At 65.7% G+C, this 14,066-nt stretch carries 15 protein-coding genes; 9 read left to right on the forward strand and 6 right to left on the reverse strand.

All coding sequences use genetic code 11. The features are described 5' to 3' along the window. Positions 1-57 precede the first annotated feature (57 nt). From accB to J7548_RS09540, 4 genes are all read right to left on the reverse strand, one after another. Positions 58-531: an acetyl-CoA carboxylase biotin carboxyl carrier protein gene (gene accB / locus J7548_RS09525; RefSeq protein WP_290973740.1), complete on the reverse strand. Its 474-nt coding sequence runs from the start codon at positions 529-531 to the stop codon at positions 58-60. 131 nt (positions 532-662) lie between these two features. Next, on the reverse strand, positions 663-1,100 hold the full coding sequence (aroQ, locus tag J7548_RS09530; protein ID WP_290973743.1) for a type II 3-dehydroquinate dehydratase: 438 nt from the start codon (positions 1,098-1,100) through the stop codon (positions 663-665). An 85-nt stretch (positions 1,101-1,185) separates the two neighbouring features. Next, the gene (locus J7548_RS09535) at positions 1,186-1,707 is read right to left on the reverse strand and encodes a TlpA disulfide reductase family protein (RefSeq protein ID WP_290973746.1); all 522 of its coding nucleotides are present in this window, start codon (positions 1,705-1,707) and stop codon (positions 1,186-1,188) included. Continuing rightward, complete coding sequence (locus tag J7548_RS09540; protein WP_290974917.1) at positions 1,704-2,345, reverse strand: hypothetical protein; 642 nt, start codon at positions 2,343-2,345, stop codon at positions 1,704-1,706. Before J7548_RS09540 ends, J7548_RS09535 begins: the two co-directional genes overlap by 4 nt. Before the next feature lie 86 nt (positions 2,346-2,431). Here J7548_RS09540 and mpl point away from each other — a divergent pair, with 86 nt between their 5' ends. The 9 genes from mpl to J7548_RS09585 all read left to right on the forward strand — a co-directional run bounded on the left by mpl (position 2,432) and on the right by J7548_RS09585 (position 11,294). Then, positions 2,432-3,811 (forward strand): UDP-N-acetylmuramate:L-alanyl-gamma-D-glutamyl-meso-diaminopimelate ligase, encoded by a 1,380-nt coding sequence (gene mpl / locus J7548_RS09545; RefSeq protein ID WP_290973749.1) that lies wholly within the window; start codon positions 2,432-2,434, stop codon positions 3,809-3,811. Further along, complete coding sequence (locus tag J7548_RS09550) at positions 3,808-4,398, forward strand: YqiA/YcfP family alpha/beta fold hydrolase (RefSeq protein ID WP_290973751.1); 591 nt, start codon at positions 3,808-3,810, stop codon at positions 4,396-4,398. The genes mpl and J7548_RS09550 overlap by 4 nt, the downstream gene beginning before the upstream one ends. Then, complete coding sequence (locus J7548_RS09555) at positions 4,398-4,997, forward strand: chorismate lyase (protein ID WP_290973753.1); 600 nt, start codon at positions 4,398-4,400, stop codon at positions 4,995-4,997. Before J7548_RS09550 ends, J7548_RS09555 begins: the two co-directional genes overlap by 1 nt. 11 nt (positions 4,998-5,008) lie before the next feature. After that, on the forward strand, positions 5,009-7,075 hold the full coding sequence (locus J7548_RS09560; protein ID WP_290973756.1) for an RNB domain-containing ribonuclease: 2,067 nt from the start codon (positions 5,009-5,011) through the stop codon (positions 7,073-7,075). A 55-nt stretch (positions 7,076-7,130) separates the two neighbouring features. Beyond that, positions 7,131-8,012, forward strand: coding sequence for a TonB C-terminal domain-containing protein (locus J7548_RS09565; protein WP_290973759.1), 882 nt, complete (start codon positions 7,131-7,133; stop codon positions 8,010-8,012). A 60-nt stretch (positions 8,013-8,072) separates the two neighbouring features. Continuing rightward, positions 8,073-8,888 carry a shikimate dehydrogenase gene (gene aroE / locus J7548_RS09570; RefSeq protein WP_290973761.1) on the forward strand — a complete coding sequence of 272 codons (816 nt, stop codon included), beginning with the start codon at positions 8,073-8,075 and terminating at the stop codon, positions 8,886-8,888. A 27-nt stretch (positions 8,889-8,915) separates the two neighbouring features. Beyond that, the gene (gene mtgA, locus J7548_RS09575) at positions 8,916-9,623 is read left to right on the forward strand and encodes a monofunctional biosynthetic peptidoglycan transglycosylase (protein WP_290973763.1); all 708 of its coding nucleotides are present in this window, start codon (positions 8,916-8,918) and stop codon (positions 9,621-9,623) included. A 177-nt stretch (positions 9,624-9,800) separates the two neighbouring features. Next, positions 9,801-10,766 (forward strand): magnesium/cobalt transporter CorA, encoded by a 966-nt coding sequence (gene corA / locus J7548_RS09580; protein WP_290973765.1) that lies wholly within the window; start codon positions 9,801-9,803, stop codon positions 10,764-10,766. Between the two features lie 147 nt (positions 10,767-10,913). Further along, the gene (locus J7548_RS09585; protein ID WP_290973767.1) at positions 10,914-11,294 is read left to right on the forward strand and encodes a hypothetical protein; all 381 of its coding nucleotides are present in this window, start codon (positions 10,914-10,916) and stop codon (positions 11,292-11,294) included. Positions 11,295-11,365: 71 nt separating this feature from the next. Here J7548_RS09585 and J7548_RS09590 read toward each other — a convergent pair whose 3' ends face one another. Both J7548_RS09590 and J7548_RS09595 read right to left on the reverse strand, forming a co-directional pair. Beyond that, positions 11,366-12,496: an anhydro-N-acetylmuramic acid kinase gene (locus tag J7548_RS09590; RefSeq protein WP_290973770.1), complete on the reverse strand. Its 1,131-nt coding sequence runs from the start codon at positions 12,494-12,496 to the stop codon at positions 11,366-11,368. Between the two features lie 69 nt (positions 12,497-12,565). Then, the gene (locus tag J7548_RS09595) at positions 12,566-13,960 is read right to left on the reverse strand and encodes a M23 family metallopeptidase (RefSeq protein ID WP_290973773.1); all 1,395 of its coding nucleotides are present in this window, start codon (positions 13,958-13,960) and stop codon (positions 12,566-12,568) included. Positions 13,961-14,066: the final 106 nt, after the last annotated feature.

The following is a 14,066-nucleotide window of genomic DNA, read 5'->3' on the forward strand; positions in this document are numbered from 1 at the left end:
GAGGCGGCGTCATCCGGCTGAGCCGGGAATGCCATCAGGTCCGGTGCGGTACGGCGATCAGCCCAACACGAACAGCGGCTGGCCGAATTCGACCGGCTGGCCGTTTTCCACCAGGATCTGCTTGACCACGCCGCCCTTGTCGGCGTCGATTTCGTTCAACAGCTTCATGGCTTCGATGATGCACAGGGTATCGCCTTCCTTGACTTCCTTGCCGACTTCGACGAACGCCGGGGCGCCCGGAGCGGAGGAGCGGTAGAAGGTGCCGACCATCGGCGACTTCACGATATAGCCTTCCGGCACGGCGGCCGCCGGCGCGGCTGCGGCCGCAGGCGCAGCGGCCACGGGGGCGGCTGCCAGCGGTGCGGGGGCGGGCGCGTAAGCCTGCTGCTGCGGCACCATCACGACCTGGTTTTGCGCATTCGGGGAGGATTTGACGATCCTGACCTTGCTTTCGCCTTCAGTGACTTCCAGCTCTTCGATGGCCGATTCGGCAACCAGGTCGATCAGCGTCTTGAGTTTTCGTAAATCCATTTGAATCCCTCGGAATGTAGATAAGTGTTAATTAAAGAAGCGCCGGCAGTCGGAACACGGCCGGCGGTTATCGGTGCAGTGCTTGTTGCTGGTTTCTTGATGGGCCCGTTCAGGCGTGGATGAACCTGCCGTCAGGACTGACGCAGCCAGTAGTCGATGGCCAGGCGGTAGCCGTCGACTCCAAAGCCGCACATGACTGCCCGGGCAATGCCGGACAGGTATGAAAAATGCCGAAATTCCTCGCGTTGATGAATATTGGAAATATGCACTTCCACGAACGGGATGGCCACGCCGGCCAGCGCATCGCGCAGGGCCACGCTGGTGTGGGTCAGTCCGCCGGGGTTGATGACGATGGCATCCACGCCCTCCGTGCGGGCCTGGTGGATGCGGTCGATCAGTGCACCTTCGTGGTTGCTTTGGAACGATTGCAGCCTGGCGCCGGCGGCGCTTGCCTGTGCCTGCGCCAGCTTCTCGATGTCGGCCAGGCTGGTCGATCCGTAGACTTCCGGCTCCCTGGTCCCGAGCAGATTCAGGTTCGGGCCATTGAGCAGGAGGAGGTGTTTTGCCATGGAGATTAAGCTCCGTTTGACGACGATGCGCGCATTTTGCCGTCAAATGGCATCATTTGGCAAGAAAAACTTTCTTTTCGCGGATTTACAGTTGGGAGAGGTCTTGGCGCAGCTCGTCGAACTTCAAGCGGCCGAGGTAGATCTTTTTGACTTTGCCGTCCTTGCCTACCAGAGCGGTGAAGGGGAGACCGCCTGCCTGGTTGCCGAATTGCCTGAGCAAGTCGGTGGCGCCGGTCCCGGCAACGTAGAGAGGATAGCGGATTTGGTATTTTTGTGCAAATTTGGCGATATTGTCCTGACTATCGACGCCAATTCCCAGAATTTGCACCGGGGCGATTTCCTGCTGCAAGGCCGTCAGCTCCGGCATTTCCTCCACGCAAGGGCCGCACCAGGTGGCCCAGAAATTGACGACCAGCGGCTTGCCCTTCCATTGCGCCAGCGACTGCTGTTGCCCCGAGGCATCCGGCATCGATTGCGACAGCAGGCGATTCAGGGCCTGGGTTTCGGGCGAATCGGCCGGATTGCCGCGATGGCTGGCGTACAGGCCCACGCTCGCGCAAATGACGGCAACAACGATCAACAGGGCGGCATTGCGTAGCTTTTTCATGGATTGTCTTCCTCGGATGTTTCGATCAGGCGCACCAGCGCGGCCGCGTCGCCGCGTTCCGGGCGCTTGCCGGCGGCAGTGCGCACGCTGCCGCGCAGGTCGTCTTCTTCATACAGGGCCAGGTGGGCCAGCTCCGGCGCCGCGCCTTTTTGCGGCAGCAGGAAGCTCAGCGTCTCCACCGGTTGGCCATTGCGGAAGTGCGGCGTCTCGCCGACTTCGAAATTCACGTTCTTATTGAGCAGGAAAATCTCCACGTCCTTGGCGCTGGGCGTGAACAGCTGCAGGTGGATGTCCGAATGCTCGCCGGCGGTGCCGTTGAACACCGCGCCGGTGATGTAGGGATTGAACGCCTGCAGGTCCTGCATCAGCTTCAGCGCCGTGCGGCGCAGGTGCAACAGGCGCGCCGGCTGGGTATCGGCGAAGAACAGTTCATTGTAGATGCGCACTTCGTCTTCGATCTGCTCGTTATCGGGCATGATCTCGCCGCGTACTTTCTGGTTGCCCAGGATCTGTTTGGCCGCCTTTCGCTTGGCGCTGCCGTAGTCGGCGCCGTCTTCGGCGATCATGCGCGCGGCGGCCGCGGCGATCTCGGCGCGCAGTTGTTCGGCGGGGGAAGTGAAGTCTGGCATGGGCGACATCATACCCGCTCGCGGCCACGGCCGCCCGCGGGCTGTCCGGCGCCTGTTCTCAGGTAAAATCCCAGGATTACACCCGAAGATTTGTTATGCATATCCACATTCTCGGCATTTGCGGCACCTTCATGGGCGGTCTGGCCGTCCTCGCCAAGGAGGCCGGCCACAAGGTGACCGGCTGCGACGCCAATGTCTACCCGCCGATGAGCACCCAGCTTGAAGCCCAGGGCATCGAACTGATGCAAGGCTTCGACCCGTCCCAGGTGGACCTGGCGCCCGACCTGTTCGTGATCGGCAACGTCGTCTCGCGCGGCAACCCGCTGATGGAAGAGATCCTCAACCGCGGCCTGCCTTATGTTTCCGGCCCGGAATGGATCGGCCGCCACATCCTGCAGGACAAATGGGTGCTGGCCGTGGCCGGCACGCACGGCAAGACCACTACTTCGGCCATGCTGGCCTGGATCCTGGAACATGCCGGCTACACCCCCGGTTTCCTGATCGGCGGCGTGCCGATGAATTTCGGCATTTCGGCGCGCCTGGGCAGCGACGGCCAGGGCGGCCCCTCGCCGTTCTTCGTCATCGAAGCCGACGAATACGATACCGCTTTCTTCGACAAGCGCAGCAAGTTCGTGCATTACCGCGCGCGCACCGCGATCCTGAACAACCTTGAATACGACCACGCCGACATCTTCCCCGACCTGGCCGCCATCGAGACCCAGTTCCACCACCTGGTGCGCACCGTCCCCGGCATCGGCCGGTTGCTGGTCAACGGCCGCGAGCCGGCATTGCAGCGCGTGATCGCGCGCGGCTGCTGGAGCGAACGCGAAGACTTCGGCGTGGCCGGCACAGCGGGCTGGGCGCTGGCCAACCATGACGACGGCCGTTTCGACGTATTGTTCGACGGCGCCTTGCAAGGCACGGTGGCGTGGGAGTTGAGCGGCGAACACAACCGCATGAACGCGCTGGCGGCGATCGCCGCCGCGCGCCACGTCGGCGTGCCGCCGGCCCAGGCCATCGAAGCGCTGGGCGCGTTCCAGAGCGTCAAGCGCCGCATGGAGCTGCGCGGCACCGTCAACGGCGTGGCCGTGTACGACGACTTCGCCCACCACCCGACCGCGATCGCCACCACCGTCGCCGGCCTGCGCAAGAAAATCGGCGCGGCCCGCATCCTGGCGGTGCTGGAGCCGCGCTCCAACACCATGAAGCTGGGCACCATGAAAGAAGCCTTGCCGACCAGCCTGGCCGACGCCGACCTGGTGTTCGGCTACGGCGCTCGCGCGGGCAAGGACGCGCTCGGCTGGAACCTGGCCGAGGCCTTGGCCCCGCTGGGCGACAAGGGCGCCGCCTTCGACGACCTCGGCGCGCTGGTGCAGGCGGTGCGGGCGGCGGCCAAGCCGGGCGACCACGTGCTGGTGATGAGCAACGGCGGCTTCGGCGGCGTGCACCAGAAGATCCTGGACGCGCTGGCATGATCCTCTACCTGCATGGCTTCCGTTCCTCGCCGCAGTCCTTCAAGGCGCGGCTGATGGGGCAGCGCATGCGCGAACTGGGTTTGCAGGATATGTATGCCTGCCCGCAACTGCCGGCTTCGCCGGCGGGCGCCATCGCGCTGGCCCGCTCCATCGCGGACGGCGCCGACCAGCGGCGGCTCACGATCGTCGGCTCTTCGCTGGGCGGCTTCTACGCCACCTGGCTGGCCGAGCAGTACGGCTGCCGCGCGGTGCTGCTGAACCCGGCGGTGCAGCCGCCGCGCGAACTGGAATCCTATGTCGGCGTGACCACGCAATACCACTCCGACGAACCGTTCGAGTTCAAGCGCGAATACATCGATGAACTGCGCGCGCTGGCGGTGGACAAGATCAGCCGCCCCGAACGCTATTTCCTGATCGCCGCCACCGGCGACGAAGTGCTGGACTGGCGCGAGATGGTCGCGCACTACCCCGGCGCGCGCCAGACGGTGATCGAAGGCAGCGACCACGGCATCGCCGAATTCGCCGATTATCTTGACGACGTGCTGGCCTTTTGCGGCGTGGACGGTTCGGGCAAGGCGGTGTCCTGATGCCGCATTCGCAGGGCAAGGCGGCATGGATGCCGTATCCGCAGGCGCTGGCCTCGCTGCTGGCGACCGACGGCGCGCTGATGCGCCGTACCCGCGCGTGGCTGGCCGATCCCGGTTCGATGACCCTGAAGCTCAAGGCGCGTACCCGCGATTTCTCGGTGCGCCTGCTGCGCCAGCGGTCGGGGCCGGTCCTGGCCGACGAGTACGCGGCGCTGGGCGTGCCGGCGCGCAGCCGTGTGGTCGAGCGCGATGTGATCCTGCATTGCGACGGCCGTCCGGTGGTGTTCGGCCATACCGTGCTATCGACTTCCTCGGTGAAATCCGACTGGCCGTTCTTCAGCAAGCTGGGCAATACGCCGCTGGGCGCCAACCTGTTCTTTGATCCGCTGGTGGGGCGGAGCCCGATCGAGTACGCCAAGTTGCCGGCCAGCCATCCGCTGATGCGGCGCATCGCGGCGGCGCTGCCCGGCGAGGCCATCCCGGCCGCCCTGTACGCCCGCCGCTCGCTGTTTTCGCGCCGCGGCGGCGTGCTGATGGTCACCGACGTTTTTCTCCCGGCATTGGGCGCCTTGATGCGCGCCGATGTCCGTTCCATGTAAAGAAGCAGACGATGAATTTATTGTTCGAAGAATCCGGCGACTTCAAGGCCGGCTCCATCATGACCCAGCAGGGCGAGTCCTACCAGGTCGAGATGGCCTCCGGCAAGCGCACCAAGGTTAAGTCCAAGGATGCGCTGCTGCAGTTCGCCGCGCCTTCGCCGCAGGAGCTGCTGCAGCAGGCCCAGGCCATCGCCGACGAGGTCGACCTCGACTTCCTGTGGGAAGTGGCGGGCGAGGAAGAGTTCGGCTTCGCCGAGCTGGCCGCCGAATACTTCGGCCACGCGCCGCTGCCGCCGGAAGCGGCCGGCTTGCTGCTGCGCCTGCATACCGCGCCGATCTACTTCTACAAGAAGGGCCGCGGCCGCTACAAGGCGGCGCCGCAGGCATCGCTGCAGGCCGCGCTGGCCGGGCTGGAAAAGAAGAAGCAGCAACTGGCCGCGCAGGCCGCGTATGTCGACGAGCTCAAGGCCAACCGCCTGCCCGAGGCCTTCAGGCCGATCGCGCTGCAGCTGCTGTTCAAGCCCGACAAGAACGGCATCGAATACAAGGCGCTGGATGCCGCCGCCAAGGAATTGCAGACCACGCCGCAGCGCCTGATGCTGGCCGTCGGCGGCATCGCTTCGCCCAAGGAACTGCACTATGCCAAGTTCCTCTACGAATACTTCCCGCGCGGCACCGGTTTCGCCGCCATCGACATCCCGGCCGCGCCGGCCGGCCTACCGACCGCCGAGGTGCAGGCCTTCTCGATCGACGACGTCACCACCACCGAGATCGACGACGCCCTGTCGGTCACCCGCCTGCCCGACGGCAAGCTGCGCGTGGGCATCCACATCGCAGCGCCCGGCCTGGCGATCAAGCGCAACGACGCCATCGACGCCATCGCCCGTGCGCGCATGTCGACCGTCTACATGCCGGGCGAGAAGATCACCATGCTGCCCGACGACCTGGTCGCGGCCTACACGCTGGACGCCGGCGCCGCCCGCCCGGCGCTGTCGCTCTACGCCACGCTCGACCCGGCCACCTGGGAAGTGCTGGCCACCGAGACCCGCGCCGAACTGGTGCCGATCACCGCCAACCTGCGCCATAACGACCTTGACGAGCTGGTGACCGAAGAGGCGCTGGCCGAGGGCCGCGGCGATTATCCGCACAAGGAAGAGATCGCGCTGTTGTGGCAATGGGTGCAGCTGCTGGAGCAGGGCCGCATGGCCAAGCGCGAGAGTTTCGGCCTGCGGCCGGAGCAGAACAACCGCGTCGACTTCAACTTCTACGTGGAAGACGGCGTGGTCAGCATCGTGCGCCGCAAGCGCGGGGCGCCACTGGACAAGATCGTGGCCGAGCTGATGATCTTCGCCAACAGCACCTGGGGCAAGCTGATGGCCGACCACGGCGTGCCGGGCATCTACCGCGCCCAAGGGGGCGGCGCCGGCGGCTGGGCCGCCAAGATGCAGGTGCGCATGGTGACCCATGCCGCGCCGCACCAGGGCCTGGGCGTGGACCAGTACGCCTGGAGCACCTCGCCGCTGCGCCGCTATACCGACCTGGTCAACCAGTGGCAGATCCTGGCCTGTATCGAGCATGGCGTGGCCGCGCCGCTGGCGGCGCCCTTCAAGCCGCGCGACGCCGACCTGTTCGCCATCGTCTCCGGCTTCGACGCCGCCTATTCCGGCTATGCCGATTTCCAGTCGACCATGGAGCGCTACTGGTGCCTGCGCTGGCTGGCGCAGGAAAACGCGCGCACCGTCGACGCCGTGGTGCTCAAGGACGAGATCCTGCGCCTGACCGAGATCCCGCTGGTGCTGCGCATGCCGGGCCTGCCGCAACTGGCGCGCGGCCTGCAGGTCAAGCTCGACCTGCTGCGCTGGGACGAGGTCGACCTCTCGGTCGAGGCGCGCCTGCTGGAGGTGCCGACGGCCGCGGCGCAGGCGCTGGCCGACCTGGGGGATGAAGAGGACGACATGCTCGACGGCCTGGGCGACGCGGGCGCCGGGGAAGACGGAACTGAAGGTGAGGCCGGCGGGCAGGCAGCCGCGGATGCGACGGACGATGCCGAAAACAAGCCCGCCGATGCCGCGCAATGAGCCGGCGCTGGCGTAGAATTGCTGCTTTGACCACCTCCGGCCGTCCGTTCCTGCTGTGAACCTGTTTTCCCAACATCGTCTGCTGAGCCTGGCGCTCGGCATCTCGCTGCTGGTACATGGCGTACTACTCGCCGTGCATTTCGCCGCGCCCGATGCCTTCCGCCTGAAGCCGTCCGACCCGGAACTGGAAGTGATCCTGGTCAACGCCAGGCACGACAAGAAGCCGCTCAACGCCGACGCGCTGGCGCAGGCCAACCTGGACGGCGGCGGCAATGTCGACAAGGGGCGCGCCAAGTCGCCGCTGCCGGACATGAAGCGCCAGGAAACCGGCGACAGCGTCAAGGCCGCCCAGCGCCGCGTGGCCGAGCTGGAAGCGCAGCAGCGCAAGATGCTGGCGCAGATGCAGCCGGCGGCGTCGCGCGTGGCCAGCGCGGAAGAGCAAAAGCCGAAGGAAGAGCCGCGCCTGAACGCGCGCGACATGCTGGAGACCGCCCGCGCGATGGCGCGCATGGAAGCCGAGGTGGCCAGGAACATCGAGGAGTACAACAAGCGTCCCAAGAAGACCCAGATCACGCCCAGCACGCGCGAGGTCGGCTACGCCCAGTACTACAAGACGCTGCAGGACAAGATCGAAAAGGTCGGCACGCTGAACTTCCCGACCAAGGACGGCAACAAGCTGTACGGCGAGCTGCTGGTGATCATCCCGGTATTCCAGGACGGCACCATTTATGAGCGCGACGGCGGCGTGGTGGTCAAGACCAGTTCCGGCAATCCGGCGCTGGACCAGGCGGCGGTCGCCATCGTGCGGCGCTCGGCGCCGTTCGGCCGCTTCCCGGAAAACATGCGCACCGGCGGCCGCGACGACGTATGGGAAATCGTGACGCGCTTCCGCTTCACGCGCGACCAGGGATTGCAGGCGCAGATCGGCGCCGGCTGAGCGGCGGCGCGACAGGCGATCAACAACAAGACAGGCAAATACCGGAACAGGCGGACCAACATGGATGCATACGTCGTCATCGGCAATCCGATTGCACACAGCAAATCCCCCGAGATCCACGCGCAGTTCGCTGCCCAGACCGGGCAGGCGCTGCAGTATGAGCGCTTGCTGGCGCCGCTGCACGGCTTCAAGGCCAGCGTGCAGGTGTTCCGGCGCAACGGCGGGCGCGGCGCCAATGTCACGCTGCCGTTCAAGCTGGAAGCGCATGCCCTGGCCGACCGCCTGTCGGAGCGCGCGCGGCTGGCCGGCGCGGTCAATACGCTCAAGTTCGACGGCGCGGAAATCTATGGCGACAATACCGACGGCGCCGGCCTGGTGACCGACATCACGGCCAATGCCGGCTTGTCGCTGGCGGGCCGGCGCATCCTCCTGCTGGGCGCCGGCGGCGCCTCGCGCGGGGCGCTCGGGCCCTTGCTGGAGCAGCGGCCGTCCGAGCTGGTGGTCGCCAACCGGACTGTTGCCAAGGCCGATGAGCTGGCCGCGCAGTTCGCCCAGTACGGGCCGGTCAGGAGCGCCGCCTATGCCGACCTTGACGGCCCGTTCGACCTGATCGTCAACGCCACCTCGGCCAGCCTGAACGCCGACCTGCCGCCATTGCCGGCCGGCGTGTACGGCTCCGAGACGCTGGCCTACGACATGATGTACGGCCGCCAGCCGACGGTATTCATGCAGAGCGCGCAGGAGCATGGCGCCCTCGCCCGCGACGGCCTGGGCATGCTGGTCGAGCAGGCCGCCGAAGCCTTCCTGCTGTGGCGCGGGGTGCGGCCCGACACGTCGGAAGTCTTCGCCAGCCTGCGCCGCCAGTTGGCCGAATAAGTCCGGGGCATCGACGCGACCAGCCACATGAAATCCCTACGCAAGCTGCTCCTCTGGATCATCCTCCTGCCCATCGCCTGCGTGCTGTTGCTGCAGGCGTATTTCTTCGTGCAGATCTGGTGGTGGGTGGACCATAATCCCGGCTCCACCAGCTTCATGCGCCAGCAGTTGTCGCTGCTGCGCGAGAAAAATCCGAATGCCCAGCTGCAGTTCAAGTGGGTGCCGTACAACCGCATTTCCAACAACCTCAAGCGCGCCATCATCGCCTCCGAGGATTCCAATTTCTCCGAGCACGACGGCGTCGACTGGGATGCCCTGCAAAAGGCCTACGAGAAGAACGAGAAGAAGGGCAAGGTGGTGGCCGGCGGCTCCACCATCACCCAGCAGCTGGCGAAGAACCTGTTCCTCTCGGGCCAGCGCAGCTACCTGCGCAAGGGGCAGGAATTCATCATCACGTACATGCTTGAATTCTTGATGGACAAGCAACGTATTTTCGAGATTTACCTGAACGTGGTCGAATGGGGCAACGGCGTCTTCGGCGCCGAGGCGGCCGCCCAGCACTATTTCCATACCTCGGCCGCCGGGCTTGGGGCGGAGCAGGCGGCGCGCCTGGCGGTGATGCTGCCGCGCCCGCGTTTCTATGACAAGAACCGCGGTTCCGGCTACTTGGCGGCCCGCACCGGGCTGATCCTGCGGCGCATGAACGCCGCTACCTTGCCGCCGGCGCATCCCTGATACCCCCGGCCTTCGGACCGATCCGATGACAGGCGCGTGACATCAATGCACTGTCGCGCGCCGCGCTTGCCTGGCGCAATCGTTGAACGTACACTTGCGCACGTTCCGGCCAGCCCGGACACCGGACAGATGCGGCGCCCGCCGCGCCATCCCCTGCGTTCCAGCCAGTGAGCCCCCATGATTAATGTATTCGTGTTGCAAAACGGACGACTCAACCAGGTCAACATCGACAGCCGCGCCGATCTGGAACAGGTCTCGCCGGTCTGGGTCGACCTGCGCGAGCCGAGCGACGAGGAGCGCGCCTGGGTCAAGAGCATCTATGGCGTGACCCTGCCGGACGAAGACGAATTCAGCGACATCGAAGCCTCGGCCCGCTATTTCGAAGCGGAGAACGGCGACCTGCACTTGCGCACCGACTTCCTGTTCGAGGGCGATGACGATGCTTCCTCCACCATGACGGTGGCGTTCATCCTGGCGCGCAACATCCTGTTTTCGGTGCATTCGGAAGACTTGCCGGTGTTCCGCCTGGTGCGCATGCGGGCGCGTTCCCGCCCAGGCTCCATCGGCGACTATCGCGACGTGTTGCTGGATCTGTATGAGACCGATGCCGAATATTCCGCCGATGCGCTCGAAGGCATCTACCAGAAGCTGGAGGCGGTCAGCACCAGCGTGCTCAAGAAGAGCCTGTCCGACCAGGACGCCGCCGCGGTGCTCAACACCATCGCCCACGAAGAGGACTTGAACGGCCGCATCCGCCGCAACATGATGGACACCCGGCGCGCGGTCAGCTTCCTGATGCGCGGCCGGCTGCTGAGTTCGGAGCAGTTCGAGGATGCGCGCCAGATCCTGCGCGACATCGAATCGCTGGACGGCCACACCGCCTTCCTGTTCGACAAGATCAACTTCCTGATGGACGCCACCGTCGGCTTCATCAACATCAACCAGAACAAGATCATCAAGATATTCTCGGTGGCCTCGGTGGCGTTCCTGCCGCCGACGCTGATTGCCAGCATCTACGGCATGAACTTCAAGTGGATGCCGGAGCTGGACTGGGGCCTGGGCTACCCGCTGGCGATCCTGATGATGGTCGGCTCGGCGATCGCACCGTTCTGGTATTTCCGCCGCCGCGGCTGGCTCAACTGAATCTCTCGCGAACCGGCGGCTGTCTGCCGCCGGCGACGTTTCTGTTTTTCCGACGGCCGATCACGCCGTTTTCCTATGCAATGCGCCATGCGGATGGCGCACACTGATACCTTCGGCACAGATTGTCAGGAGAGCTTCATGCGGCACATGCGGCATCATTATTGTTCGCTGGCCATCGTCAGCCTGAGCTTCGCCGGCGTGTTGCTCGGCTGCTCGGAGCTCCAGTCCAATACCGCCCTGGCGCCGCCCGGGCAGAACTACCAGCGCATGGCGGCCCAGGCCTCCGATGCCGGCGCCGGGGTGGTCGAATCCATCGAGGCGACGCATCAGGAAAGCAAGGGCGCGGCCGGCGCCTATGTAGCCGCGGGCGGCCAGATCCAGCGCAACAACGCCGTGGCCCGGCAGCTCTACAACATCCGCGTGCGCATGGACGACGGTTCCCTGCAGACTTTCTCCGAACAGGACAGTACCGACTTCCGCGTCGGCGACCATGTGCGCCTGGAGGATGGCCGGATTTCGCGCTACTGAGAGCCTGTTCATGGATAAAAAAAATCCCCCGATCAAGCGACGGGGGATTTTTTATTGCCGGCCGCGCAGCCTCATGCCGGATACAGCGCGCCCAGTACGCGCAATCCGCGCGCTCCGGTGACGGCCGGCAGGTTGCCCGGCAGGCGCAGGTCGAAGCGGCGCGCCAGCCAGGCGAAGGCCAGCGCCTCCACCTGGTTGGGAGCGATGCCCAGCGCCGCCGTGGATTGCACTCCGGCGCGCCCTTGCAGCGCCTGTTGCAGCAGGCGCATCAGGAAGCGGTTCTCGGCGCCGCCGCCGCAGACGTAAACCTGTTGCGCATCCGGCGCATGGGCGGCGATGGCGTCGGCGATGGTGCCGGCGGTCAGCATCGCCAGCGTGGCTTGCACGTCGGCCGGCGCGACCGCTTCCCCGGTCTTTTGCAGTGCCGCCTGCAGCCAATCCATGTGGAACAGGTCGCGGCCCGAGCTCTTGGGCGGCGCCAGTCGGAAGAAATTCTCATCGCGCAACCGCGCCAGCAATCCCTCGTGCACTTTCCCCGATGCGCCCCAGTCGCCGTCGGCGTCGTAGTGCTGCCCGCGGTGCAGCTTGATCCAGGCATCCATCAGGGCATTGCCGGGGCCGGTGTCGAAGCCGTAGGTGGCCTGGCCGGCGCCGGCCGGCAGGATGCTGACGTTGGCGATGCCGCCGATGTTGACCACCACGCGCGACTGGCGGTCGTCGCCGAACAGCGCGCGATGGAAGGCCGGCACCAGCGGCGCGCCCTGGCCGCCGGCGGCGACGTCGCGGCTGCGGAAATCGGCCGCCACGTCGATATTGCACAGCTCCGCCAGCAGTGCCGGATTGTTGGTCTGGCGCGTGAAGCCCAGTTCCGGACGATGGCGGATGGTCTGGCCGTGCACGCCCACCATGCGGATGTCGGCGGCATTGCGGCCGGTTTGCCGCAGCAGTTGCGCCACGCAGTCGGCGTAGTGCACGGCCAGCGCATTGGCCGCCAGCGCTTCGCGCTCGATCTCGTTGGGGCCGGCCGCCTGCAGCGCCATCAGGTCGGCGCGCAGGTGTTCGGGGAAGGGCACGTAGGCGGCGGCCAGCGTCGCGGAAATGCTGTCGCTGCCGGGCGTGAACGAGGCCAGCACGCCGTCGACGCCGTCGAGGCTGGTGCCGGACATCAGGCCGATGTAGAGGGAGGAAACGGAATCAGGCATGGCGCGCAAAAAAGAAAAGGGCGGTCGCTGATTCTACAGCGCCGCCCCGAGGGATGTGGCCAAGCGTGATTACTTCGACGCCAGCTTCACGTCCGGCGCGCCCGGCACGCGCAGCATCGCCATGCGGTGCTGCATGTCGGCCGCCACGGCGCGGAAGCGCTGCAGCTGCTGGCCGTTCAGCGCCTGGTTGTTGGGCACGTCCACCGACAGCGGATTGCGCGGCACATTGTTGACGCGGAACTCGTAGTGCAGGTGCGGGCCGGTGGCCCAGCCGGTCATGCCGACATAACCGATCACATCGCTCTGGCTGACCTTCATGCCTTTCTTGAGGCCGGCGGCGAAGCGGCTCATGTGGCCGTAGGCGGTGGAGTAGCCGCTCCAGTGCTTGACCACGACGATGTTGCCGTAGCCGTTCTGCTTGCCGACGAAGTCGATCACGCCATCGGCGGCGGCATGGATCGGGGTGCCGGTGGGGGCGGCGAAATCGACGCCGGTGTGCTGCTTCCACTTGCCCAGGATCGGGTGCAGGCGCATCGAGAAGCCGGAGGAGATACGGGTGAAGGCCAGCGGCGACTTCAGGAAGGCTTTCTTCAGCGACTTGCCGTCGAAGGCGTAGTAGCCGCCCCCGCCGGTCTTGCTGGCCGGGTCGCTGAACCAGACCGCCTGGTAGCGGTTGCCGGCATTGTCGAATTCGCCGGCCAGCACGCGGCCGGTGCGCACCAGGTCGCCGTTCTGCCAGAAAGTTTCATAAACGACATTGAAACGGTCGCCGCGACGCAGGTCGGCGGCGAAGTTGATGTTGGTGGCGAACATGTCGACCAGCTGCAGGGCGATGGCGTCCGGGATCTGGGCGGTATCGGTGGCGGCGAACAGGGAGGAGAAGATGACCCCGGCGCGCATCTCGACGCGGCGCTCCAGCGTGGCCGGTACGGCATCGGCCTTGAAGTGTTCGCCTTCGCGCGAAATCACCAGGTTGCGCGGGGTGTCGCCGCCGTCATCGAGGGTGGCCGAGAGGCTGACCAGCTCGCCGTTCTCGTCGGTCTTGGCGACCACGCGCTTGCCTGCGCGCAACTGCATGACCGAGCGCGCCAGGGTGTCGGACTTGATGAAGCTGGCGGCTTCATCGTCATCCACGCCCAGGCGGTTGAGCAGGGTGGCCAGCGTGTCGCCGGTGCGCACCTTTTCTTCGTTGACGTAGTACTGGGCGTTGTCTTCCAGCGCGCTGATCTGCTGTTGCAAATCAGGCAAGGCCAGTTCCTTGGAAATCGGGTTGACCGGCGCATCCTTCAGGTCGGGCTCGGCCGGGGCGAAACCGGCGGCGCCGATCGTGAACGCGGCCAGGAACAAGGCGCTGGCGCCGACGATGCGGGTCTTAGGCGAGGAGCCCGAGATTTTGTGGTGGCAGGACTGGAGGGTGGAGATGCATCGGGACGTGACGCGCTTGAATTTATCTTGTGGGAACATGCAATACGTTAAAATCTGAGGTTCTGTTCCGGAAAACCGCGCCCACCGGTTTGCGCAGCGTTACTGTCCCCCCGCTGCCCGAACCGCCGTATTGTATTTGCGCAAC

It is taken from the genome of Herbaspirillum sp. (assembly GCF_017744395.1).
Classification (GTDB): Bacteria; Pseudomonadota; Gammaproteobacteria; order Burkholderiales; family Burkholderiaceae_D; genus Herbaspirillum.

Excerpts from the sequence above, each read along its gene's own strand:
- J7548_RS09540 (WP_290974917.1), bottom strand. The coding sequence starts at position 2,345 with ATGTCGCCCATGCCAGACTTCACTTCCCCCGCCGAACAACTGCGCGCC.
- mpl (WP_290973749.1), top strand. The coding sequence starts at position 2,432 with ATGCATATCCACATTCTCGGCATTTGCGGCACCTTCATGGGCGGTCTG.
- J7548_RS09585 (WP_290973767.1), top strand. The coding sequence starts at position 10,914 with ATGCGGCATCATTATTGTTCGCTGGCCATCGTCAGCCTGAGCTTCGCC.
- aroQ (WP_290973743.1), bottom strand. The coding sequence starts at position 1,100 with ATGGCAAAACACCTCCTCCTGCTCAATGGCCCGAACCTGAATCTGCTC.
- mtgA (WP_290973763.1), top strand. The coding sequence starts at position 8,916 with ATGAAATCCCTACGCAAGCTGCTCCTCTGGATCATCCTCCTGCCCATC.
- J7548_RS09555 (WP_290973753.1), top strand. The coding sequence starts at position 4,398 with ATGCCGCATTCGCAGGGCAAGGCGGCATGGATGCCGTATCCGCAGGCG.
- J7548_RS09595 (WP_290973773.1), bottom strand. The coding sequence starts at position 13,960 with ATGTTCCCACAAGATAAATTCAAGCGCGTCACGTCCCGATGCATCTCC.
- J7548_RS09535 (WP_290973746.1), bottom strand. The coding sequence starts at position 1,707 with ATGAAAAAGCTACGCAATGCCGCCCTGTTGATCGTTGTTGCCGTCATT.
- J7548_RS09550 (WP_290973751.1), top strand. The coding sequence starts at position 3,808 with ATGATCCTCTACCTGCATGGCTTCCGTTCCTCGCCGCAGTCCTTCAAG.
- J7548_RS09590 (WP_290973770.1), bottom strand. The coding sequence starts at position 12,496 with ATGCCTGATTCCGTTTCCTCCCTCTACATCGGCCTGATGTCCGGCACC.
- corA (WP_290973765.1), top strand. The coding sequence starts at position 9,801 with ATGATTAATGTATTCGTGTTGCAAAACGGACGACTCAACCAGGTCAAC.
- aroE (WP_290973761.1), top strand. The coding sequence starts at position 8,073 with ATGGATGCATACGTCGTCATCGGCAATCCGATTGCACACAGCAAATCC.
- J7548_RS09560 (WP_290973756.1), top strand. The coding sequence starts at position 5,009 with ATGAATTTATTGTTCGAAGAATCCGGCGACTTCAAGGCCGGCTCCATC.
- accB (WP_290973740.1), bottom strand. The coding sequence starts at position 531 with ATGGATTTACGAAAACTCAAGACGCTGATCGACCTGGTTGCCGAATCG.